Origin of the sequence: Kitasatospora sp. NPDC089913 (assembly GCF_044748625.1) — a bacterium.
GTDB lineage: Bacteria > Actinomycetota > Actinomycetes > Streptomycetales > Streptomycetaceae > Kitasatospora.
On the sequence record NZ_JBIVGI010000007.1, the window covers coordinates 189,200 to 211,844 of the forward strand.

At 71.2% G+C, this 22,645-nt stretch carries 19 protein-coding genes; 5 read left to right on the forward strand and 14 right to left on the reverse strand.

The window, feature by feature from the left end; genetic code table 11:
- Positions 1–43: 43 nt before the first annotated feature.
- Genes zwf through pgl form a run of 3 tightly spaced genes read left to right on the forward strand, consistent with a single transcriptional unit; the run spans position 44 to position 3,458 of the window.
- Positions 44–1,591, forward strand: a complete 1,548-nt coding sequence (zwf, locus tag ACIPYS_RS14035) for a glucose-6-phosphate dehydrogenase (RefSeq protein WP_093864831.1) — start codon at positions 44–46, stop codon at positions 1,589–1,591.
- Positions 1,588–2,673 (forward strand): glucose-6-phosphate dehydrogenase assembly protein OpcA, encoded by a 1,086-nt coding sequence (gene opcA / locus ACIPYS_RS14040; RefSeq protein WP_400746081.1) that lies wholly within the window; start codon positions 1,588–1,590, stop codon positions 2,671–2,673. The genes zwf and opcA overlap by 4 nt, the downstream gene beginning before the upstream one ends.
- Positions 2,670–3,458, forward strand: coding sequence for a 6-phosphogluconolactonase (gene pgl, locus ACIPYS_RS14045; RefSeq protein WP_093860098.1), 789 nt, complete (start codon positions 2,670–2,672; stop codon positions 3,456–3,458). Before opcA ends, pgl begins: the two co-directional genes overlap by 4 nt.
- A gap of 63 nt (positions 3,459–3,521) precedes the next feature.
- On the opposite strand, the gene ACIPYS_RS14050 is transcribed toward pgl, so the two are convergent.
- The 11 genes from ACIPYS_RS14050 to uvrA form a co-directional block, all read right to left on the reverse strand.
- Complete coding sequence (locus ACIPYS_RS14050; protein WP_030308030.1) at positions 3,522–3,809, reverse strand: RNA polymerase-binding protein RbpA; 288 nt, start codon at positions 3,807–3,809, stop codon at positions 3,522–3,524.
- Positions 3,810–4,014: 205 nt separating this feature from the next.
- On the reverse strand, positions 4,015–4,251 hold the full coding sequence (gene secG, locus ACIPYS_RS14055) for a preprotein translocase subunit SecG (RefSeq protein WP_093860099.1): 237 nt from the start codon (positions 4,249–4,251) through the stop codon (positions 4,015–4,017).
- Between the two features lie 87 nt (positions 4,252–4,338).
- A complete protein-coding gene (gene tpiA, locus ACIPYS_RS14060) occupies positions 4,339–5,124 on the reverse strand; it encodes a triose-phosphate isomerase (RefSeq protein ID WP_093860100.1) in 786 nt (261 codons plus the stop codon).
- A 7-nt stretch (positions 5,125–5,131) separates the two neighbouring features.
- Positions 5,132–6,337, reverse strand: a complete 1,206-nt coding sequence (locus ACIPYS_RS14065; RefSeq protein ID WP_093860101.1) for a phosphoglycerate kinase — start codon at positions 6,335–6,337, stop codon at positions 5,132–5,134.
- A 151-nt stretch (positions 6,338–6,488) separates the two neighbouring features.
- Positions 6,489–7,493 carry a type I glyceraldehyde-3-phosphate dehydrogenase gene (gap, locus tag ACIPYS_RS14070; protein WP_030394968.1) on the reverse strand — a complete coding sequence of 335 codons (1,005 nt, stop codon included), beginning with the start codon at positions 7,491–7,493 and terminating at the stop codon, positions 6,489–6,491.
- A gap of 334 nt (positions 7,494–7,827) precedes the next feature.
- Positions 7,828–8,808, reverse strand: coding sequence for a DNA-binding protein WhiA (gene whiA, locus ACIPYS_RS14075; RefSeq protein WP_030394969.1), 981 nt, complete (start codon positions 8,806–8,808; stop codon positions 7,828–7,830).
- Positions 8,799–9,902 carry a uridine diphosphate-N-acetylglucosamine-binding protein YvcK gene (gene yvcK, locus ACIPYS_RS14080; protein ID WP_093864832.1) on the reverse strand — a complete coding sequence of 368 codons (1,104 nt, stop codon included), beginning with the start codon at positions 9,900–9,902 and terminating at the stop codon, positions 8,799–8,801. Before yvcK ends, whiA begins: the two co-directional genes overlap by 10 nt.
- Positions 9,903–9,995: 93 nt before the next feature.
- Complete coding sequence (rapZ, locus tag ACIPYS_RS14085; protein WP_369826124.1) at positions 9,996–10,907, reverse strand: RNase adapter RapZ; 912 nt, start codon at positions 10,905–10,907, stop codon at positions 9,996–9,998.
- Between the two features lie 118 nt (positions 10,908–11,025).
- Positions 11,026–13,131 (reverse strand): excinuclease ABC subunit UvrC, encoded by a 2,106-nt coding sequence (uvrC, locus tag ACIPYS_RS14090; protein ID WP_400746086.1) that lies wholly within the window; start codon positions 13,129–13,131, stop codon positions 11,026–11,028.
- Positions 13,132–13,182: 51 nt separating this feature from the next.
- On the reverse strand, positions 13,183–13,617 hold the full coding sequence (locus ACIPYS_RS14095) for a Rieske (2Fe-2S) protein (RefSeq protein ID WP_093860103.1): 435 nt from the start codon (positions 13,615–13,617) through the stop codon (positions 13,183–13,185).
- Positions 13,618–13,753: 136 nt separating this feature from the next.
- Positions 13,754–16,666: an excinuclease ABC subunit UvrA gene (gene uvrA / locus ACIPYS_RS14100; RefSeq protein ID WP_400746088.1), complete on the reverse strand. Its 2,913-nt coding sequence runs from the start codon at positions 16,664–16,666 to the stop codon at positions 13,754–13,756.
- Positions 16,667–16,934: 268 nt separating this feature from the next.
- Between uvrA and ACIPYS_RS14105 the strand changes: the two genes are divergently transcribed.
- Entirely contained in the window at positions 16,935–17,705 is a 771-nt protein-coding gene (locus tag ACIPYS_RS14105; protein ID WP_400746089.1) for a maleylpyruvate isomerase family mycothiol-dependent enzyme, read from the forward strand.
- A 57-nt stretch (positions 17,706–17,762) separates the two neighbouring features.
- The gene (locus ACIPYS_RS14110) at positions 17,763–18,416 is read left to right on the forward strand and encodes an MBL fold metallo-hydrolase (RefSeq protein ID WP_093860106.1); all 654 of its coding nucleotides are present in this window, start codon (positions 17,763–17,765) and stop codon (positions 18,414–18,416) included.
- Between the two features lie 74 nt (positions 18,417–18,490).
- Here the strand turns inward: ACIPYS_RS14110 and ACIPYS_RS14115 are convergent, their stop codons facing one another.
- The 3 genes from ACIPYS_RS14115 to uvrB all read right to left on the reverse strand — a co-directional run bounded on the left by ACIPYS_RS14115 (position 18,491) and on the right by uvrB (position 22,626).
- On the reverse strand, positions 18,491–19,492 hold the full coding sequence (locus ACIPYS_RS14115; protein ID WP_093860107.1) for a TerC family protein: 1,002 nt from the start codon (positions 19,490–19,492) through the stop codon (positions 18,491–18,493).
- A 212-nt stretch (positions 19,493–19,704) separates the two neighbouring features.
- Positions 19,705–20,286 (reverse strand): TerD family protein, encoded by a 582-nt coding sequence (locus tag ACIPYS_RS14120; protein ID WP_093860108.1) that lies wholly within the window; start codon positions 20,284–20,286, stop codon positions 19,705–19,707.
- 237 nt (positions 20,287–20,523) lie between these two features.
- A complete protein-coding gene (gene uvrB, locus ACIPYS_RS14125) occupies positions 20,524–22,626 on the reverse strand; it encodes an excinuclease ABC subunit UvrB (RefSeq protein WP_093860109.1) in 2,103 nt (700 codons plus the stop codon).
- Between the last annotated feature and the right edge of the window lie 19 nt (positions 22,627–22,645).

Consider the following 22,645-nt stretch of genomic DNA (forward strand, 5'->3'; position numbering starts at 1 on the left):
CGGAGCCCATCAAGTGAGCACTGATTTCCCCGAGTTGACCCCGGTGCAGGACGCGGACGACCTCCCGTCGGCACCCGTCAACCCGCTTCGCGACCCCTCGGACCGGCGGCTCCCGCGCATCGCGGGGCCGTCCGGCCTGGTCATCTTCGGGGTCACCGGCGACCTCTCCCGCAAGAAGCTCATGCCGGCCATCTACGACCTGGCCAACCGCGGCCTGCTGCCGCCGGGCTTCTCGCTCGTCGGCTTCGCCCGCCGCGAGTGGGAGGACGAGGACTTCGCCAAGGAGGTCCACGACGCGGTCAAGGAGCACGCCCGCACCCCCTTCCGCGAGGAGGTCTGGCAGCAGCTCGCCAAGGGCATGCGTTTCGTCCAGGGCGACTTCGGCGACGACGAGGCCTTCGACAAGCTCCGCGAGACCATCGAGGAGCTGGACCAGGCCCAGGGCACCGGCGGCAACTTCGCCTTCTACCTGTCCGTGCCGCCGAAGTTCTTCCCGACCGTCGTCCAGCAGCTCAAGAAGCACGGGCTGGCCGACCCGCCGAGCGGATCCTGGCGCCGCGCCGTCATCGAGAAGCCCTTCGGCCACGACCTGGAGTCCGCCCAGGAGCTGAACCGGATCGTCCACGAGGTCTTCCCCCGGGACGAGGTCTTCCGGATCGACCACTACCTGGGCAAGGAGACCGTCCAGAACATCCTGGCGCTCCGCTTCGCCAACCAGATGTTCGAGCCGATCTGGAACCGGTCGTACGTCGACCACGTGCAGATCACCATGGCCGAGGACATCGGCATCGGCGGCCGGGCCGGCTACTACGACGGCATCGGCTCCGCCCGTGACGTCATCCAGAACCACCTGCTCCAGCTGATGGCGCTCACCGCCATCGAGGAGCCGGCGTCCTTCCACCCGAAGGCGCTGGTGGCCGAGAAGCTCAAGGTGCTCAGCGCCGTCAAGCTCCCGGCCGACCTGGGCGAGCACACCGTGCGCGCCCAGTACACGGCCGGCTGGCAGGGCGGCGAGGAGGTCGGCGGCTACCTCGACGAGGACGGCATCAACCCGGACTCCAAGACCGACACCTACGCGGCCATCAAGCTGGAGATCAACAACCGCCGCTGGGCCGGGGTGCCGTTCTACCTGCGCACCGGCAAGCGGCTGGGCCGCCGGGTCACCGAGATCGCGGTGGTCTTCCAGCGCGCCCCGTACCTGCCGTTCGACTCCTACGCGACCGAGGAGCTGGGGCAGAACGCCCTGGTCATCCGGGTGCAACCGGACGAGGGCGTCACCGTGCGGTTCGGCTCCAAGGTGCCGGGCACCTCCTTCGAGGTCCGGGACGTCACGATGGACTTCGCCTACGGCGAGTCCTTCACCGAGTCCTCCCCGGAGGCGTACGAGCGGCTCATCCTCGATGTGCTGCTCGGCGACGCCAACCTCTTCCCGCGCCACCAGGAGGTCGAGCTCTCCTGGCAGATCCTCGACCCGATCGAGAAGTACTGGGACGCCCACGGCAAGCCCGCGGAGTACGCGGCCGGCACCTGGGGCCCGGCCGAGGCGGACGAGATGCTCGCACGAGACGGCAGGAGCTGGCGCCGGCCATGAAGACCGACCTCACGGACACCACGTCCAGCAAGATCAACGCAGCGCTCATGGAGGCCCGCCGGGCCAGCGGCTCGACGGCCGCCGGCATGGTGCTCACCCTGGTGATCGTGACCGACGAGGGCAGCGCGTACGACGCCCTCAGGGCCGCCAACGACGCCTCCCGCGAGCACCCCTCGCGCACCCTGGCGGTCATCAAGCGTGCCGGGCGCTCGCCCCGGGCCCGCGCCGAGACCCGCCTGGACGCCGAGATCCTGGTCGGCTCCGACGCCGGCTCCGGCGAAACGGTCGTCCTGCGCATGCACGGCGAACTCGCCGCGCACGCCCAGTCGGTCGTCCTGCCGCTGCTGCTGCCGGACGCCCCGGTCGTGGTCTGGTGGCCGGAGAACGCGCCGCTGCACCCGGCGCAGGACCCGCTCGGCGCGCTCGCCCAGCGCCGGATCACCGACGCGGTCACCGCCGAGTCCCCGGTCGGCCAGCTCGCCCAGCGGGCCCAGAGCTACACCCCGGGCGACACCGACCTGGCCTGGACCCGGATCACCGGCTGGCGCTCGATGCTGGCCGCCGCGCTGGACCAGCGGCCGTCCACGATCACCTCCGCGGTGGTCGAGGGCGAGTCCTACAACCCCAGCGTGGAACTGCTCGGCCTGTGGCTGCACAACCGGCTGCACGTGCCCGTCGAGCGGGTCGTCACCAACGGCCCGGGCATCACCGCGGTGCACCTGCGCACCACGGACGGGGACATCACCCTGGACCGCCCGGACGGCCTGCTGGGCACCCTCTCGATGCCCCGCTCGCCGGACCGCCAGGTGGCGCTCAAGCGGCGCGAGACCTCGGAGCTGATCGCCGAGGAGCTGCGCCGGCTCGACCCGGACGACATCTACGCGGTGGCCGTCCGCACCCCGGTGGAGCGGCTCAAGGAGCCGGACACCACCGAGGCGGCGGCCGCGGCGAAGGCCGCCGGCGCGGCCGTCGAGCAGGCCGCCGAGGAGGCCGTGGCCGAGGAGACGGCCGCCGCCACCGCCCCGGAGGGCGGGGCCCGCAAGGGCGCCGCCAAGCGCGCCGCCAAGAAGGCGGGCGCATGACCGCGGCCACCCCGCAGCTGGTCGTCCACCGGGACAAGGAGCTGATGGCCCAGGCGGCCGCGGCCCGGCTGATCACCCGGATCGTGGACGCCCAGGCCGCCCGCGGCACCGCCTCGGTGGTGCTCACCGGCGGACGCAACGGCAACGCCCTGCTGGCCGCGATCGCCGCCTCCCCGGCGCGCGACGCGATCGACTGGGCGCGGCTGGACCTCTGGTGGGGCGACGAGCGCTTCCTGCCCTCCGCCGACCCGGAGCGCAACGCCGTCCAGGCCCGCGCCGAGCTGCTGGACGCCGTCCCGCTCGACCCGGCGCGGGTGCACGAGATGCCCGCCTCGGACGGCGTCGACGGCTCGGACGTGGACGCCGCGGCCGCCCGCTACGCGGAGGAGCTCGCGAAGGCGGCCGGCCCCGCCGACCGGCTCCGGGTGCCCGCCTTCGACGTGCTGCTGCTCGGCGTCGGCCCGGACACCCATGTCGCCTCGCTGTTCCCGGAGCACCCCGGGGTGCGGGAGACCGAGCTGACGGTGGTCGGCGTGCGCGGCGCGCCGAAGCCTCCGCCGACCCGGATCTCGCTCACCCTGCCGGCGATCCGGGCCGCCCGCGAGGTCTGGCTGCTGGCGGCCGGCGAGGACAAGGCGGACGCGGTCGCGCTGGCCCTGTCCGGCCCCGGCGAGCTCCAGGCACCCGCCTCCGGCGCGCACGGCACCGGCCGCACCCTGTGGCTGCTGGACCGCGCCGCCGCGGACCGGCTGCCGCCCCAGCTGTACCCCCCGGCCTCGGCCTGAGGCTCGGGAACACCGAAGGGCGCCACCCGTCACGGGTGGCGCCCTTCGGTGTTCGCCTGCTGCTCAGATCTCGCCGCGGAGCTTGGCCAGCGCCTCGGCGAGGATCGCCTCGCCGTCGGCGTCGGTGCGCCGCTCGCGGACGTAGGCCAGGTGGGTCTTGTACGGCTCGTTGCGGGAGGGCGCGGGCGGGTTGTGCTCGTCCTGCCCGGCCGGGAAGCCGCAGCGCGGGCAGTCCCAGGTGTCCGGGATGACCGCCTCGGCCGCGAAGCTCGGCCGGGTCTCGTGCTTGTTGGCACACCAGAAGGAGATCCGGTTGCGGGGGGCGGATTCGCCGCGCTCCGCCTCACCCATCGGGCCGGCTCCGACCCTGCTGCCACGGATGGCGTTGCCACTTGCCACGGTCTGACTCCCTGCGTGCTGGTGCGCCGACGCGCCGCGATGCGCGTCGGTGGCGAAAGTCGTCCTAGTGTAAGCAGGAGTTAAGGATGCGCCACCACCGGCTCCGCCCCGGACCCTTCCAGGATAGGCCGCGGGGCGACGGGGCGTCAGAGGTATGTCAGCTCTTGTACTTCAGGACCATGCTGAGCACGAACAGCGAGGCGAACCAGGCCAGACCGACCACGATCGTGATGCGGTCCAGGTTGCGCTCGGCGACCGCGGAGCCACCGCCGGTGGACATCGCGCCACCACCGAACATGTCCGACAGGCCGCCGCCCTTCCCCTTGTGCAGCAGCACCAGGAGGATCATCAGCAGGCTGAAGACGATCAGGGCAATCGAGAACCCGATAACCACGACGGGACCAACTCTCTCGTATCTTCGGCGAAGGGGCCGGACCACGTCGGGTGGTCCGGCCCCAAAGCCTACGTTGCTGCGGCGGCGTTAGCCTACTGCCTGCTCACGGTACCGCACGATCTTGACGAACTCCTCGGCGTCCAGCGAGGCACCGCCGACCAGGCCGCCGTCGATGTCCGGCTTGGCCATCAGGCCGGCCGCGCTCGACGACTTGACCGAACCGCCGTACAGCACCCGGACCTTGTCCGCGAGCTCGGCGGAGTACAGCTCGGCGATCCGGGCGCGGATCGCGGCGCAGACCTCCTGGGCGTCCTCGGGGGTCGCCACCTCGCCGGTGCCGATCGCCCAGACCGGCTCGTAGGCGACGACGACCGACTCGGCCTGGTCGGCCGGGACGTCCTTCAGGCCGCCGTCGAGCTGGGCCAGGGTGTACTCGACGTGGGTGCCGGCCTTGCGGATCTCCAGCGGCTCGCCGATGCACAGGATCGGGGTGATCCCGTTCCGGTAGGCGGCCTTGACCTTGGCGTTGACCAGCTCGTCGGTCTCGTTGTGGTACTCGCGGCGCTCGGAGTGGCCGATCACCGCGTAGGTGCACTTCAGCTTGGACAGCATCGGGCCGGAGATCTCGCCGGTGTAGGCGCCGCCGTCGTGCTGCGAGATGTCCTGCGAGCCGAACTTGATCTTCAGCTTGTCGCCGTCGACCAGGGTCTGCACCGACCGCAGGTCGGTGAACGGCACGAGGACGGCGACCTCGACCGCCTCGTAGTCCTTGTCGGCCAGCGCGAAGGCCAGCTTCTGGGTGTGCTGGATGGCCTCGAGGTGGTTGAGGTTCATCTTCCAGTTGCCCGCCATCAGCGGGAGACGCTCAGTCATGCGTGATTCAGCCTTCCAGTGCGGCGAGACCGGGGAGGGTCTTGCCCTCCAGGTACTCGAGGCTCGCGCCACCGCCGGTCGAGATGTGCCCGAACTTCGTCTCGTCGAAGCCCAGGATGCGGACGGCGGCGGCGGAGTCGCCGCCACCGACCACGGTGAACGCGTCGCTGTCGACCAGGGCCTGCGCGACCGCCCTGGTGCCCTCGGCGAAGGCCGGGTGCTCGAAGACGCCCACCGGGCCGTTCCAGAACACCGTCTTCGCGTCGGCCAGCTTCGCCGCGAACAGCTCCCGGGTCTTCGGGCCGATGTCGAGGCCCTCCTTGTCCGCCGGGATGCCGTCGGCGTCGACGACCTCGAAGTCCTCGACCGGAGCGTGCGTCTTCGTGTCCGGGAACTTCGCGGAGATCGCGACGTCCACCGGCAGCACGAACTCGACGCCGCTCTCCTCGCCGCGCTTCAGGTAGTCCAGCACCGTCGGGATCTGGTCCTCCTGCAGCAGCGAGATGCCGACCTCGTGGCCCTTGGCCTTGAGGAAGGTGTACGCCATGCCGCCGCCGATCAGGATGCGGTCGGCCTTGCCGAGCAGGTTGTCGATCACGCCGACCTTGTCCGAGACCTTGGAACCGCCGAGCACCACCACGTACGGGCGCTCGACCTCCTCGGTGAGGCGCTTGAGGACACCGACCTCGGTGGCGATCAGGTCGCCGACCGCGTGCGGCAGCAGGGCCGGCAGGTCGAACACCGACGCGTGCTTGCGGTGCACCGCGCCGAAGCCGTCGCCCACGTACAGGTCGGCCAGCGCGGCGAGCTGCTCGGCGAAGGCCTTGCGCTCGGCGTCGTCCTTGCTGGTCTCACCGGCGTTGAAGCGCAGGTTCTCGAGCAGCGTGACCTCGCCGTCGGCCAGGGCGGCGACGGTGGCCTTCGCGCTCTCGCCCACGGTGTCGGTCGCGAACGCGACCGGGCGGCCGAGGATCTCGCCGAGGCGGGCGGCCACCGGCGCGAGGGAGAACTGCGGGTCCGGCGCGCCCTTGGGACGGCCGAGGTGGGAGGCGACGACGACCTTCGCGCCGCGTTCGACGAGCTTGGCGATGGTCGGGGCGACGGCGCGGATCCGGCCGTCGTCGGTGATCGTGCCGTCGGAAAGCGGGACGTTCAGGTCCGCACGCACGAACACGCGCCTACCGGCGACGTCCAGATCTTCGATGGTCTTCACGGTCTTCGGTCTCCTGGCGAGATGGTGGAGCAGGGGACGGCACAACGCTGTGCCGTCCATGGGGAGTTGAGGGTGCGCAGACGGAGGGCCCGGTCGGCTTCGCACATGCCTTCCGGGCCCTCCCCCCTACTTCACGTCAGCTCCCGCTGCGTCAGAGCCCGGCACCGACGAGGGTGGTCAGGTTGACGAGGCGGTTCGAGTAGCCCCACTCGTTGTCGTACCAGCCGAAGACCTTGACCTGGTTGCCCTGGACCATGGTCATCAGCGAGTCGAAGATCGTGGAGAACGGCGAGTTCACGATGTCGGAGGAGACGATCGGGTCCTCGGTGTACTGCAGGATGCCCTTGAGGGTGGTCTCGGAGGCCTTCTGGAAAGCCTCGTTGACCTCCGCGACGGTGACGTCGCGCTCCAGGGTGACCACCAGGTCGGTGATCGAGCCGGTCGGGACCGGGACGCGCAGCGAGGTGCCGTCCAGCTTGCCCTTGAGCTCCGGGAGGACCAGGGCGGTGGCCTTGGCGGCACCCGTCGAGGTCGGGATGATGTTGAGGGCCGCGGCGCGGGCGCGACGCAGATCCTTGTGCGGGAAGTCCAGGGTGACCTGGTCGTTGGTGTACGCGTGCACCGTGGTCATCAGACCCTTGACGATGCCGAAGTTCTCGTTCAGCACCTTGGCCAGCGGCGCCACGCAGTTGGTGGTGCAGGAGGCGTTGGAGATGACGGTGTGCTTGGCGCCGTCGTACTTCTCGTCGTTGACGCCCATGACGATGGTGATGTCCTCGTCGGTGGCGGGCGCCGAGATGATGACCTTCTTCGCGCCGGCCGTGACGTGCTTCTTCGCCGCCTCGGCCTTGGTGAAGATGCCGGTCGACTCGATGACGATGTCGACGCCCAGCTCGCCCCAGGGGAGGTTCGCCGGGTCGCGCTCGGCGATGACCTTGAAGGTCGTGCCGTCGACGGTGATGCTGTCCGCGGTGTGGGACACCTCGCCCGGGAAGGTGCCCAGGATCGAGTCGTACTTGAGCAGGTGCGCCAGGGTCTTGGTGTCGGTCAGGTCATTGACGCCGACGATCTCGATGTCCGCGCCCTGGGACTTAACCGCACGGAAGAAGTTGCGGCCGATGCGGCCGAATCCGTTGATGCCTACCCGGATCGTCACGAACCGATCTCCTCGTTAGGTACGCCGGACGCTATGCCGACGGGGTGGAATTTTGGGATGTCCCCGACCGCCTATGACCCTACCCCTCCGAGGCCGGATGGAGCACATCAGGCGTTTGCGCAACCCCTGGCGTGGCGCGTGTTCCCACCGTTTTCGGGCCGTCCGGCCGTGCCCGTCCGGGCAGTTGGTCCCGACCCGCGCGAGGCCCGCGGCAGCGGCCCGTCCCAGCACCCGGACACGACCGCGCCGGTGCCCGCGTTGGCGGGCACCGGCGCGTGGATCATCTCCGGGTCCGATCGTCAAGACCCCGGCCGGATCCGGTCGGGGAGCGGCGTCAGCTGAGCGCCATCTCGTCGGTGAGGTTGGCCTCGGTGCTCGGCAGTCCGAGCTCGGAGGCGCGCTTGTCGGCCATCGCCAGCAGCCGGCGGATCCGGCCGGCCACCGCGTCCTTGGTGAGCGGCGGGTCGGCGAGCGCGCCCAGCTCCTCCAGCGAGGCCTGCTTGTGCTGCATCCGCAGCTGGCCGGCGGCGGCCAGGTGCTCGGGCACCTCCTCGCCGAGGATCTCCAGCGCGCGGGCCACCCGGGCGCCGGCCGCGACCGCGGCCCGGGCCGAGCGGCGCAGGTTGGCGTCGTCGAAGTTGGCCAGCCGGTTGGCGGTGGCCCGCACCTCGCGCCGCATCCGGCGCTCCTCCCAGGCCAGCACCGACTCGTGCGCGCCGAGCCGGGTGAGCAGTGCGCCGATGGCGTCCCCGTCGCGGATCACCACCCGGTCCACGCCGCGCACCTCGCGGGCCTTGGCGGGGATGCCGAGCCGGCGGGCGGCGCCGACCAGGGCGAGGGCGGCCTCCGAACCGGGGCAGGTGATCTCCAGCGAGGACGAGCGGCCGGGCTCGGTGAGCGAGCCGTGGGCCAGGAAGGCGCCGCGCCAGGCCGCCTCGGCGTCACAGGTGGCGCCGGAGACCACGGCCGGGGGCAGACCCCGGATCGGACGGCCGCGGCCGTCCACCAGGCCGGTCTGGCGCGCGAGCAGCTCGCCGTCCTTGACCACCCGGACCACGTAGCGGCTGCCGCGCCGCAGGCCGCCGGGGGCCATCACGACCAGGTCCGAGGAGTGTCCGAAGATCTCCAGCAGGTCCTTGCGCAGGCGCCGGGCGGCGGCTCCGGTGTCGAGCTCCGCCTCGATCACGATGCGGCCGCTCACGATGTGCAGCCCGCCCGCGAAACGCAGGATCGCCGACACCTCCGCCTTGCGGCAGCAGGCCCGGGTGACCGGGAGCCGGCTGATTTCGTCCTTCACCGCTGGAGTCATCGCCATGGCCCGATCCTTCCATGTGTCCGGAAAATCCGGTCGTACGCGGCCGCCAAGAGCTCCGGGTCGTGTCGCGGCGTGCCGTCGGTACGGGCGACCCGGCCGAGCACCAGTGCGGCGCCCATCCGCTCGGCGGCCTTCTCCAGACCGGCCAGGTCGGCCTGGCCGAAGGCGCCGCCGGTGACGGCGCGCTCGTCCACCAGGATCGCATCCACCGCGAGCGCGGGGGCGTGGTCGGCGATGACGTCCAGATGACGCTGCGGGGTGAAGCCCTCGGTCTCGCCGGGCTGCGGGGCGAGGTTCAGCGTGAGCAGGCGGCGGGCCCGGGTCTCCACCAGGGCCTTCACCAGCTCGGGCACCAGCAGGTGCGGCAGCACGCTGGTGAACCAGGACCCGGGGCCCAGCACGACCCAGTCCGCCTCCCGCACCGCGGTGACCGCCTCCGGCACGGCGGGCGGCTCGTCCGGAACGAGCCGGACGGACTGCACGGTGCCGGGAGTGACCGCCACGCTGGCCTGGCCGCGGACGGCGCCCAGCTCGGTGGGGAAGGCCGGGTCGTGCCCCCGGACTATCGCCTCGATGTCCAGCGGGACCGCCGACATCGGCAGCACCCGGCCCTGGACGTTGAGCAGCCGGCCGACCCAGTCCAGCGCCGCCACCGGGTCCCCGAGCTTCTCCCAGAGCGCGACGATCAGCAGGTTGCCGACCGCGTGGCCGCCGAGCTCACCGGTGCCGGTGAAACGCTGCTGGATCACCTCGGACCAGGTGCGGCCCCAGTCGTCGTCGCCGCAGAGCGCGGCGAGCGCCTTGCGGAGGTCTCCGGGGGGCAGCACCCCGAGCTCCTCGCGGAGCCGGCCGCTGGAGCCGCCGTCGTCGGCGACGGTCACCACGGCGGTGAGGTCGGTGGTGAGCCGGCGCAGCGCGGAGAGCGAGGCCGACAGGCCCTGACCGCCGCCGAGTGCGGTGATCCGCGGAGCCTGATTGCTCCTGGGCGCCTGATGGGGACGGGCCGGGCCGGTGCGGGCCGCCCCGGTGCGGGACCGGCCGGTCAGGATCGACCTGACCGTGCTCCCGCTCCGGTCGGCGGTCTTGTTCTGCAGCTGCCGCCCGGGCACGTATCCCGTCACACCTACCTCGCGTTCCTCTTGCCGGGCCGCCGACCTCCGCCGGCGGCCCGGCAGGGGGTACGGCGGCTACTCCCGTCCCATGTCACGGTGGACGAGCACCGTTTCCACGCCGTCCGCGATCAGACGCTTCGTCAGCCGCTCGGACATCGCGACGCTGCGGTGCTTGCCACCGGTGCAGCCTACGGCAAGGGTCATGTAACGCTTCCCCTCGCGGCGATAGCCCTCGGTGACAATGCGCAGCAGCTCGGCGTAGCCGTTGAGGAACTCGTTGGCCCCGGGCTGCTGGAACACGTAGTCGGCGACGTCCGCGTCGGTGCCCGTCCTGGCCCGCAGCTCGGGCACCCAGTGCGGGTTCGGCAGGAAGCGGCAGTCGACCACGAGGTCGGCGTCGACCGGCAGGCCGTACTTGAAGCCGAAGGACATCACGGTGGCGCGCAGCTCGGGCTCGTCGTGGTCGGCGAACTGGGCGTCGAGCTTGGCCCGCAGCTGGTGGACGTTGAGGTTGGAGGTGTCGATCACCAGATCGGCCTCGCCGCGGAGCTCGCGCAGCAGCTCGCGCTCCTGGGCGATGCCGTCGACGATCCGGCCGTCGCCCTGGAGCGGGTGCGGGCGGCGCACGCTCTCGAAGCGGCGGACCAGGGCGTCGTCGGAGGAGTCGAGGAAGACGACGCGCAGCCGCACGCCGCGCTTCTCCAGCTCGTCCAGCGAGGTCAGCAGGTCGTCGAAGAACTGCCGGCCGCGGACGTCCACGACGGCGCCGATCCGGGCGACGTTGCCCTGGGAGCGGGCTCCGAGGTCGACCATGGTCGGGATGAGGGCCGGCGGCAGGTTGTCCACCACGAACCAGCCCAGGTCCTCCAGGCACTTGGCGGCGGTGGAGCGGCCCGCCCCGGACATGCCGGAGATGATCACCAGCTCCGGGGTGTTCTCGCCGCCGGCCTCCGGCCGGGCGGTGCCCCCGTAATCGGACACGGTCACTTCGGTTCCCCGCTCTCGGTGGTTCTGCTGTGGAGAACGCGCGTCGCGCGGGCATGCTTCCCGGCGCCACTCGGACGAGTGGGCGCGGGGCACGCCGGCTGACGGGCGGCGTCGGCCGTCATGGCGTCTCCTGAATGGGTACGGTCTCGGGCGCCGCGGGCGCCGGCTCGTCGGCGCCGTCCTCGATGATCTCGCCCGTGGCGGTGTTCACGGCTGGTGCGGCAGGTGTACGGGACGACAACGCCGCCGCAACGGTCTCCGCCGTCCGCCGGCCGATGCCGGGGACCGCGCAGAGTTCGTCGACGGTGGCGGCCCGAAGCTTCTTGAGCGAGCCGAAGTGCTTGAGCAGCGCCTGACGGCGAGTCTCGCCGAGGCCGGGGACGGAGTCCAGTTCTCCGGCGGTGAGTCGCTTGGAACGCTTGCCGCGCTGGTAGCCGATGGCGAAGCGGTGGGCCTCGTCGCGGACCCGCTGGAGCAGGTAGAGGCCCTCGCTGCTGCGCGGGAGCACCACCGGGTCGTCCTCGCCGGGCAGCCAGACCTCCTCGAGGCGCTTGGCCAGGCCGCACAGCGCGATGTCGTCGATGCCGAGTTCGTCCAGGGCCCGCTGGGCGGCGGCGACCTGGGGCTGTCCGCCGTCGACGACCAGCAGTTGCGGCGGGTAGGCGAAGCGGCGGGGGCGGCCGTCCTCGGCGCGGGTGCCGGTGCCGTCGGCGGCGGTGGCGGTGCCTTCGACCGCGGTGGCGGTGCCGTCGGCGGCGGCGTCCGCGGCGTCCTCCGGGCCCTCCTCGGGGACGGCCCACTCGCCGGTGCGCTCGCGCTCCTGGAGGTAGCGGCGGAACCTGCGGCTGATCACCTCGTGCATCGAGCGGACGTCGTCCTGGCCCTCGAAACCCTTGATCTCGAAGCGGCGGTACTCGCTCTTGCGGGCCAGGCCGTCCTCGAAGACCACCATCGAGGCGACCACGTCCTCGCCCTGGAGGTGGGAGATGTCGAAGCACTCGATCCGCAGCGGGACGCTGTCCAGCTCCAGCGCGTCGGTGATCTCCTGCAGGGCGCGGCTGCGGGTGGTGAGGTCGGAGGCGCGCTTGGTCTTGTGCAGCGCCAGCGCCTGCTGGGCGTTGCGCTGCACGGTGGCCATGAGGTCCTTCTTGTCGCCGCGCTGCGGGATGCGCAGGTCCACCTGGGCTCCGCGCAGCCCGCCGAGCCACTCCCGGACCGGCTCGACCGGGTCGGGCAGCGCGGGTACCAGCACCTCGCGCGGCACGCCCTCGCCGCGCTCCTCGGCGCCGACGCCGCCGTAGAGCTGCTGGAGGGCGTGCTCCACCAGTCCCGCGGTGTCGACGTCCTCGACCTTGTCGGTGACCCAGCCGCGCTGGCCCCGGACCCGGCCGCCGCGGACGTGGAAGATCTGGACGGCGGCCTCGAGTTCGTCCTCGGCGACGGCCAGCAGGTCGGCGTCGGTGGCGTCGGCGAGGACGATGGCGTTCTTCTCCATGGCCCGCTTGAGGGCGCCGATGTCGTCGCGCAGCCGGGCCGCCTTCTCGTACTCCAGGTCGGCGGCGGCCTCCTGCATCTCGGTCTCCAGCCGGCGCAGGTAGTTGCCGGTGCGGCCGGCCATGAAGTCGCAGAAGTCCTCGGCCAGCGCCCGGTGGTCCTCCGGCGTGATCCGGCCCACGCAGGGCGCGGCGCACTTGCCGATGTAGCCGAGCAGACAGGGGCGGCCGACCTGGGCGGCGCGCTTGAAGACGCCGTTGGAGCAGGTGCGGACCGGGAAGACCCGCAGCAGCAGGTCGACGGTCTCGCGGATCGCCCAGGCGTGGCCGTAGGGCCCGAAGTAGCGCACGCCCTTGCGGTGCGCGCCGCGCATCACCTGGACCCGCGGGAACTCCTCGTTGAGGGTGACGGCGAGTTCCGGATAGCTCTTGTCGTCCCGGTACTTGACGTTGAACCGGGGGTCGAACTCCTTGATCCAGGAGTACTCCAGCTGGAGCGCCTCGACCTCGGTGGCGACCACGGTCCACTCCACCGAGGCGGCGGTGGTGACCATGGTCGCGGTGCGCGGGTGCAGTCCGGCGAGGTCCTGGAAGTAGGAGGACAGCCGGGGCCGGAGGCTCTTGGCCTTGCCCACGTAGATGACCCGCCCGTGGGCGTCGCGGAACTTGTAGACACCGGGCGAGGTCGGGATCGCCCCCGGCGCCGGACGGTAGGTGGACGGGTCAGCCATGGGTCCACCGTACCGACTCGGGCCGGGGGCGCGTGCGGGAGATCAACTGCTTCAGCGCGGGGTCACCTTGAGGTTGCCGCCCTCGACCGCCACGTCGTACGCGGGCAGCGGGGTCGGGGCCGGGCCGTCCAGCACGGCGCCGTCGGTGATGCCGAACAGGCTGCCGTGACAGGGGCATTGGATCTTCTGGTTCTTGACCTGGTCGACGATGCAGCCGGCGTGGGTGCACTTGGCGCTGAACGCCTTGTACTGGCCCTCGGCGGGCTGGGTGACGACGATCTTCTTCTCGCGGAAGACGGTGCCGCCGCCGACCGGGACGCCGGAGGCCGGGCCGAGGTCGACCGGGGTCTTGGCGGCGGAGTCGGAGCCGGAGGAGGCCGAGGAGCAGCCGGTGACGGCGACGGTGCCGCCGGCGGCGAGAACGGCCGCGGCTCCGCAGAGCAGGGTGCGGCGGGAGGGGGCGGGGCTCTCGGGGGCCTCGGACATGAGGGTGCTCCTGGTTTCGGCGGCGGCGTTCGGCGGCGGCTTCGCGGCTGCGGGCCGCCCGGAATTCTATGCGGCCCGCCTCCGCCCGCCCCCGGGGTGCCGGGGGCGGGCGGAGGCGGGCGGCGACGCCCGTCCGCTACTTGCGCGCCGCCGCGGCGCGCTTGCGGGGGGCCTTGGCCTTGGCCGGCGCGGCCGGGGCCTCCTCGAGGCCGCCCGGCAGGATGTCCCGGAGGAACTTGCCGGTGTGGCTCTCGGAGACGGCCGCGATGTCCTCGGGGGTGCCCTCGGCGACCACGGAACCGCCGCCGGAGCCGCCCTCGGGGCCCATGTCGACGATCCAGTCCGCGGTCTTGATGACGTCGAGGTTGTGCTCGATCACGATGACCGTGTTGCCCTTGTCCACCAGACCGGAGAGCACCTTGATCAACTTGCTGATGTCCTCGAAGTGGAGTCCGGTGGTGGGTTCGTCCAGCACGTAGACCGTCCGGCCGGTGGAGCGCTTCTGCAGCTCGGAGGCGAGCTTCACGCGCTGGGCCTCGCCGCCGGAGAGCGTCGGCGCGGACTGGCCGAGCCGGACGTAGCCGAGGCCGACGTCGTTGAGCGTGCGCAGGTGCCGGGCGATCGCCGGCACGGCCTCGAAGAAGCCGAGCGCCTCCTCGATCGGCATGTCCAGCACCTCGGCGATGGACCGGCCCTTGTAGTGGACCTCCAGCGTCTCCCGGTTGTAGCGGGCGCCGTGGCAGACCTCGCAGGGCACGTAGACGTCCGGCAGGAAGTTCATCTCGATCTTGATGGTGCCGTCGCCGGAGCAGTTCTCGCAGCGGCCGCCCTTGACGTTGAACGAGAAGCGGCCGGGCAGGTAGCCGCGGACCTTGGCCTCCTGGGTCTCCGCGAACAGCCGCCGGACGTGGTCGAAGACGCCGGTGTAGGTGGCCGGGTTGGAGCGCGGGGTGCGGCCGATCGGCGACTGGTCGACGTGCACCACCTTGTCCACCAGGTCGGTGCCGGTGATCCGGGTGTGCCGGCCGGGCACCGTGCGGGCGCCGTTCAGCTCCCGGGCGAGGTGGGTGTAGAGGATGTCGTTGACCAGGGTGGACTTGCCCGAGCCGGAGACACCGGTGATCGCGGTGAAGGTGCCGAGCGGGAAGCCGACCGTGACGTCCTTGAGGTTGTGCTCGCGGGCGCCGTGCACGGTGAGCTGGCGCTTCTTGTCCCGGGCGCGGCGGGCGGGCGGGATCGGGATGCTCCGCTTGCCGGACAGGTACTGGCCGGTGAGGGACTCCTTGTTGGCGAGCAGCTGCTTCAGCGAGCCGGAGTGCACCACCTTGCCGCCGTGCTCGCCGGCGCCGGGACCGATGTCGACCACCCAGTCGGCCATCTTGATGGTGTCCTCGTCGTGCTCGACGACGATCAGGGTGTTCCCGATGTCGCGCAGCCGGACCAGGGTCTCGATCAGCCGGTGGTTGTCGCGCTGGTGCAGGCCGATGGACGGCTCGTCCAGCACGTAGAGCACGCCGACCAGGCCGGAGCCGATCTGGGTGGCGAGCCGGATCCGCTGGGCCTCGCCGCCGGAGAGGGTGCCGGCCGCGCGGTCCAGCGAGAGGTAGTCCAGGCCGACGTCGACCAGGAAGCGCAGCCGCTCGTTGACCTCCTTGAGGACCCGCTCGGCGATCTGCTTGTCCCGGGCGTTGAGCTTCATCGCGCCGAGGAAGTCGGAGCAGTCGCTGATCGACATCGAGGAGACGTCGGCGATCGAGCGGCCCTCGACGGTGACCGCCAGCACGACCGGCTTGAGCCGGCTGCCCCGGCAGGTCGGGCAGGGCACCTCGCGCATGTAGCCCTCGAAGCGCTCGCGGCTGGAGTCGCTCTCGGCCTCCTGGTGCCGGCGCTGGATGAAGGGCACCGCGCCCTCGAAGCCGGTGGTGTAGGAGCGGTCGCGCCCGTAGCGGTTGCGGTAGCGGACCTCGACCTGGTGCTTGTGGCCGTACAGCAGCGCCTTCTTGGCGCGGGCCGGGAGCCCGGCCCAGGGGATGTCGGTACGGAAGCCCAGCTCGCCGGAGAGGGCGTCGATCAGCCGCTGGAAGTACTCCTTGGTGTGGCCGCCGGACCAGGGGTGGATGGCGCCCTCGTCCAGCGAGCGCTCGTCGTCGGGCACCACCAGCTCCGGGTCCACCTCCATCCGGTTGCCGAGGCCGGAGCAGTCCGGGCAGGCGCCGAACGGCGAGTTGAAGGAGAACGAGCGCGGCTCCAGCTCCTCGAACGACACGTCGTCGTACGGGCAGTAGAGGTGCTCGGAGTACATCCGCTCGCGCTCGGGGTCGCCCTCGGGGAGGTCGACGAAGTCGAGCACGACCATGCCGCCGCTCAGCCGCAGGGCCGTCTCCACCGAGTCGGTCAGCCGGCGCTTGGCGCTGTCCTTGACGGTGAGGCGGTCGACCACCACCTCGACGGTGTGCTTCTCCTGCTTCTTCAGCTTGGGCGGCTCGGCGAGCTGGACCGTCTCGCCGTCCACCCGGGCCCGGGCGTAGCCCTTGGACTGGAGGTCGGCGAAGAGGTCGGCGAACTCGCCCTTGCGCTCGCGCACCACCGGGCTGAGGACCTGGAAGCGGGTGCCCTCGGCGAGCTCCAGCACCTTGTCGACGATGGCCTGCGGGGACTGCTTGGCGATCGGGCGGGAGCAGTGCGGGCAGTGCGGCTTGCCGATGCGCGCGAACAGCAGCCGCAGGTAGTCGTAGACCTCGGTGATGGTGCCGACGGTCGAGCGGGGGTTGCGGTTGGTGGACTTCTGGTCGATCGAGACGGCCGGGGAGAGGCCCTCGATGAAGTCGACGTCCGGCTTGTCCATCTGGCCCAGGAACTGCCGGGCGTAGGAGGACAGCGACTCGACGTAGCGGCGCTGGCCCTCCGCGAAGATGGTGTCGAAGGCCAGCGAGGACTTGCCGGAGCCGGAGAGGCCCGTGAAGACGATGAGGGAGTCGCGGGGCAGGTCGAGCGAGACGTTCTTGAGGTTGTGCTCGCGAGCACCGCGCACGATGAGGCGGTCGGCCACTGCTTCTGGCGCCTTTCTCCGGGACGAGAGGGCTGGGTGACGAGGGGTGTACTTCTTCCAGGATGCGGCAGCCAGCCTACTAGCTCACGCGTTCGATTATCGAGCTCGTCCAGCCGGGTCCACCCGAACGAGTGAGGACGATGCGCGGAGTCTTGACGCGGGGGCCGAAAAGCCCCTGCTCGGCGGCGGGCGACGGCGGTAGCGTCACCTGGTCAACGAGCGAAGCCCCCTCGGGGCAACGCCCCGCCCCGCACCGAAGGCCGAATCGATGACCGACGCACAGACCGACCCGCGGACCGAGCCCGCCGCCTCCCTGCCCTCCGTCGCCGCCCGGCACCTGGCCGAGGTCGAGGAGAGCACCCGCCGGCTGCTGCGGACCGTCGCCGGGATCGCGGCGGAGGCCGTCGCCGGGCCCTCCGCGCTGCCCGGCTGGACCCGCGGCCACGTGCTCGCCCACCTCGCCCGCAACGCCGACTCGCTGGTCAACCTGCTGGACGGCGCCCGCACCGGCACCGACATCCCGCAGTACCCGAGCGAGGAGGCCCGGGACCGGGGCATCGAGGACGGCGCACCCCGCCCGGTCGACGAGCAGCTCGCCGACCTGCGCGCCTCCGACGCCCGTTTCGGAGCGGCGGCCGCGCTGCTGCCGGACGGGGCCTGGGCCGCGGAGGTCCGGCACCGCAGCGGCGCCGTCTTCCCGGCCGCGGAGATCCCCTGGAAGCGGCTCGCGGAGGTCGAGTACCACCACGTCGACCTGGACGCCGGCTACACCCCCGAGCACTGGCCGGAGGAGTTCGCCACCGCCGAGTACCGCCGGCTCGCCGAGAAGCTGGCCGGGCCGGCCGGCGCCGGGCTGCCCGCCGTCGAGCTGCTGGCCGAGGACACCGCCGAACGCTCCGTGATCGGCGCCGGCGCCCCCGCACTGACCGTCGAGGGCCCCGTCCGCGCCCTGCTCGCCTGGCTCTCCGGCCGGTCCGACGGCGCCGGTCTGCGCCGCACCCCCGGCACCGACCTGCCGGTCCTCCCCCCGTTGGGCTGAGCCCCCTCGCAGGCGCGAGGATGGCCCTGACCCTGTAGCCCGACAAGGAGCGGACGGATGACGTACCACGGAGCGGTCAAGGTCGGCGGGCCGCCGGACGTGCGCGAGCTGGCGCACCTGATCATCACCAAGGTGGCGGTCGGCCCCCACGACAACAACGCCTACCTGCTGCGCTGCCGCGACACCGACGAGCAGCTGCTGATCGACGCGGCGGCCGAGGCGCCGGTGCTGCTGGAGACGGTCGGCGAGCGGCTGGCCACCGTGGTCACCACCCACCGCCACCACGACCACTGGGGTGCGCTGGCCGAGGTGGTCGCCGCCACCGGCGCGCGCACCGCGGCGGGCGAGCACGACGCCGAGGGCATCGACGTCCCGACCGCGCTGCCGCTGGCGGACGGCGACACCCTCGCGGTGGGCCGCTGCGAGCTCACCGTCCGGCACCTGGTCGGCCACACCCCCGGCGCGATCGTGCTGGTCTACGACGACCCGGTGGGCCACCAGCACGTGTTCACCGGCGACTGCCTCTTCCCCGGCGGCATCGGCAACACCTGGGGCGACAAGGACGCCTTCGCGAGCCTGTTCCGGGACGTCACCGGGAAGATCTTCGACGTGCTGCCGGACGAGGCCTGGGTCTACCCCGGCCACGGCGACGACACCACGCTCGGCGCGGAGCGCCCGCACCTCGCGGAGTGGCGCGAGCGCGGCTGGTAGACCCCGGCCACGAACAGGGGCGGGCCCGCGACCACTGCTCGGTCGCGGGCCCGCCCGGTTCACGGAGAGGTGCGTCAGGCGTCCAGCTTCTCCGGCTCGCCCCGGCCGCCCTGCTCCGCCTGCTCGGCCAGGGCCGCCTTCTTGGAGGCCATCAGGCTGGTCACGGTGGTCACGGCGAGCACCACCACGATGAAGCCCAGCGAGAACGGGATGCCGATCTCCGGCACGTGCACACCCTGCTCGTGCAGCGCGTGCAGCACCAGCTTCACGCCGATGAAGCCCAGGATGACCGACAGGCCGTACGACAGGTGGACCAGCTTCTTCAGCAGGCCGCCGATCAGGAAGTACAGCTGGCGCAGGCCCATCAGGGCGAAGGCGTTGGCGGTGAAGACGATGTACGGGTCCTGGGTCAGGCCGAAGATCGCCGGGATCGAGTCCAGCGCGAACAGGACGTCGGTGGTGCCGATCGCCAGCATGACGATCAGCATCGGGGTCATCAGCCGGCGGCCGTTCTCCCTGATGAAGAGCTTGGTGCCGTGGTACTTGTCGGTCGACGGGAAGCGCTGCTCGATCGACTTGAGCAGGCGGTTCTCCTCGAACTCCTCGTCCTCCTCGTCGGCCCGCGCCTCCTTGATCAGCTTCCAGGCCGTCCAGATCAGGAAGCCGCCGAAGATGAAGAAGACCCAGGAGAACTGGGCGACCAGCGCGGCACCGCCGGCGATGAAGACCGCCCGCAGCACCAGGGCGATGATCACACCGAACATCAGCACACGCTGCTGGTAGATCCTGGGCACCGCGAACTTGCCCATGATCAGGATGAAGACGAACAGGTTGTCGACACTGAGCGACTTCTCGGTGATGTAGCCGGCGAAGAACTCACCGGCCGGCGTCGCGCCGGAGTGCCACCAGAGGAAACCGCCGAAGATCACCGCCAGCACGACCCAGACCGTGGTCCAGATGCCGGCTTCCTTGATCGAGACCTCGTGCGGCTTGCGCCCGCCGATGAAGAAATCGGCCACGACCAGTGCCAACAGCACCACGATCGTGCCGACCCACAAACTTACGGAAACGTCCACTACTGCTCCTCCGGCAGGTAGGCGAGACAGTCATCGTCACTGCCGGAGGTCTCTTCCGCCCGTCGGACGCGCGACCGCGCACCCGTGGACCAGCGCCCCGGGATGCCGTGACAGGCATCCGTGATGACGGGGACGACTGCGAGGGAATACTCCCCTCCGCTGCAAGAAGGGTAACAGCACTCCCAAAGAAAGGTAAAGAAGGTAAAGAACCGTCAGAGGAACGGCTCGATGGCCGGCAGCAGGTCCTGGAAGGAACGGCCCTTCGCCGGGGCGCCGATCGCCTGCATCTCCCAGCCTCCGGAGCCGTCCCGGAACACCTTCGCCATGATCTGCCCGGTGTGCGGACCGCCGCCGGTCAGGTCGTAGCGGGCCAGCTCCAGCCCGGTCGCCTCGTCCACCAGCCGGCAGTGCGCGTTCTGCACCTCGGCGAAGGTCTGTCCGGTGTAGGAGCTGACCGTGAACACCACCTGGGTGATGTGCGGCGGCACGTGCGCCAGGTCCACCAGGATCGCCTCGTCGTCCTCCCCCACCCCGGAGCCGCCGACCAGGTTGTCCCCGGTGTGCCGGACCGAGCCGTCGGAACTCTCCAGGTGCTGGAAGAAGACCACGTCCGACGGGGTCCGCTCGGCGTACAGCAGCGCCGAGGCGTCCAGGTCGATCTGCCGCGTCCGGCTGCCGAACAGCCCCCGCCGGGGCGCCGCCCGCCAGCCCAGGCCCATCCGGACCACGGTGAGCGTCTCCCCCGGGCCCTTCTGCAGACTGACCCGCTGCCCCTTGGCCAGGTTCACCGACACGGCGGTTGTCCTCTCTGCCCAGCCGCACGGGATCCCCGCGCCGGCTCCACGGTGGAACACCCCGTTGCCGTCCCCCGGCTGAGGCCCCCTCTTACCGGCCGCCCGACAAGGGCCGCACCGCGGACCAGCCTAGGCCCTTTCGTCCACGCCTTTTCCGCCGTGTACCCCCTCACCGGGGCGACGACGCACCGGCGGGCGCGGCCGGGCGGAGAACCGGCCACGCCCCGCGGTCGGCCGCTACGCGATACCGGCCTCCCGCATCTGCCGCAGCTCCCGCTTCAGCTCCTTGACCTCGTCGCGCAGCCGGGCCGCGACCTCGAACTGCAGGTCGGTCGCGGCGGCGTGCATCCGCTCGGTCATCGACTGGATCAGCTCGGCCAGCTCCGCGGCCGGCATCGACTTCGCCGGCTTGCGGTCGGCACCCAGGGCCGGCACCGGCGCCTTGCCCTTGGCGCCCTTGCCGCCGGGCGCGCGGTACCCGGTGGACAGCAGTTCGTCGGTGTCGACGTCCTCGCGGGCGAGGGTGTCCAGGATGTCGCCGATCTTCTTGCGCAGCGGCTGCGGGTCGATCCCGTGCTTCTTGTTGTACGCCTGCTGGACCTCCCGGCGGCGGTTGGTCTCGTCGATGGCCTTCTCCATCGCCGGGGTGATCCGGTCCGCGTACATGTGGACCTGGCCGGAGACGTTGCGGGCCGCGCGGCCGATGGTCTGGATCAGCGAGGTGCCGGAGCGCAGGAAGCCCTCCTTGTCCGCGTCCAGGATCGCCACCAGCGACACCTCGGGCAGGTCCAGCCCCTCGCGGAGCAGGTTGATGCCCACCAGCACGTCGTACTCGCCGGCCCGCAGCTCCCGCAGCAGCTCGACCCGGCGCAGCGTGTCGATGTCGCTGTGCAGGTAACGGACCCGGATGTCCAGGCCGAGCATGTAGTCGGTGAGGTCCTCGGACATCTTCTTGGTGAGCGTGGTGACCAGGACCCGCTCGTCCTTCTCCACCCGCTTGCGGACCTCGTGCACCAGGTCGTCGATCTGGCCCTCGGTCGGCTTGACGATCACCTCGGGGTCGATCAGGCCGGTCGGGCGGATGATCTGCTCGACCTGGCCGTCGCCCCGGGAGAGCTCGAACTTGCCCGGGGTCGCCGACAGGTAGACGGTCTGGCCGATCCGCTCCAGGAACTCCTCCCACTTCAGCGGGCGGTTGTCCATCGCCGAGGGCAGCCGGAAACCGTGCTCCACCAGGGTCCGCTTGCGCGAGGCGTCACCCTCGTACATGGCGCCGATCTGCGGCACGGTGACGTGGGACTCGTCGATGACCAGGAGGAAGTCCTCCGGGAAGTAGTCCAGCAGGGTGTTCGGCGGGGAGCCCGGCTCGCGGCCGTCGAAGTGCATCGAGTAGTTCTCGACCCCGGAGCAGGTGCCGATCTGGCGCAGCATCTCGATGTCGTAGGTGGTGCGCATGCGCAGCCGCTGGGCCTCCAGCAGCTTGCCCTGCTTCTCCATCCTGGCGAGGGTCTGCTCCAGCTCCTTCTCGATGTCGGTGACCGCGCGCTCCATCCGCTCCGGACCGGCCACGTAGTGCGAGGCCGGGAAGACGTACACGGAGTCGTCCTGGCTGATGATCTCGCCGGTGAGCGGGTGCAGCGTGTACAGCGCCTCGATCTCGTCGCCGAACATCTCGATCCGGACGGCCAGCTCCTCGTACACCGGGAAGATCTCGATGGTGTCGCCGCGGACCCGGAAGGTGCCGCGGCTGAAGGCCAGGTCGTTGCGGGTGTACTGGATGTCGACGAAGCGGCGCAGCAGCACGTCCCGGTCGATCTCCTCGCCGACCTTCAGCCGCACCATCCGGTCCACGTACTCCTGCGGGGTGCCGAGGCCGTAGATGCAGGAGACGGACGCGACCACGACCACGTCCCGGCGGGTGAGCAGCGAGTTGGTCGCCGAGTGGCGCAGCCGCTCGACCTCCTCGTTGATCGAGGAGTCCTTCTCGATGTAGGTGTCCGTCTGCGGGACGTACGCCTCGGGCTGGTAGTAGTCGTAGTACGAGACGAAGTACTCGACCGCGTTGTTGGGCAGCAGCTCGCGGAACTCGTTCGCCAGCTGGGCCGCCAGCGTCTTGTTCGGCGCCATCACCAGGGTGGGCCGCTGCAGCTTCTCGATCATCCAGGCCGTGGTGGCCGACTTGCCGGTACCGGTGGCACCGAGCAGGACGACGTCCTTCTCCCCGCCGCGGATCCGCCGCTCCAGCTCGGCGATCGCCGCCGGCTGGTCACCGTTGGGCTGGTAGGGACTGACGACCTCGAAGGGCGCCACTGACCGCTCAATACTCGTGATGGGTCGCACGCCACCACCGTACGACCCA

Excerpts from the sequence above, each read along its gene's own strand:
- pgl (WP_093860098.1), top strand. The coding sequence starts at position 2,670 with ATGACCGCGGCCACCCCGCAGCTGGTCGTCCACCGGGACAAGGAGCTG.
- ACIPYS_RS14095 (WP_093860103.1), bottom strand. The coding sequence starts at position 13,617 with ATGTCCGAGGCCCCCGAGAGCCCCGCCCCCTCCCGCCGCACCCTGCTC.
- opcA (WP_400746081.1), top strand. The coding sequence starts at position 1,588 with ATGAAGACCGACCTCACGGACACCACGTCCAGCAAGATCAACGCAGCG.
- whiA (WP_030394969.1), bottom strand. The coding sequence starts at position 8,808 with ATGGCGATGACTCCAGCGGTGAAGGACGAAATCAGCCGGCTCCCGGTC.
- ACIPYS_RS14050 (WP_030308030.1), bottom strand. The coding sequence starts at position 3,809 with ATGGGTGAGGCGGAGCGCGGCGAATCCGCCCCCCGCAACCGGATCTCC.
- ACIPYS_RS14110 (WP_093860106.1), top strand. The coding sequence starts at position 17,763 with ATGACGTACCACGGAGCGGTCAAGGTCGGCGGGCCGCCGGACGTGCGC.
- tpiA (WP_093860100.1), bottom strand. The coding sequence starts at position 5,124 with ATGACTGAGCGTCTCCCGCTGATGGCGGGCAACTGGAAGATGAACCTC.
- ACIPYS_RS14105 (WP_400746089.1), top strand. The coding sequence starts at position 16,935 with ATGACCGACGCACAGACCGACCCGCGGACCGAGCCCGCCGCCTCCCTG.
- uvrC (WP_400746086.1), bottom strand. The coding sequence starts at position 13,131 with ATGGCTGACCCGTCCACCTACCGTCCGGCGCCGGGGGCGATCCCGACC.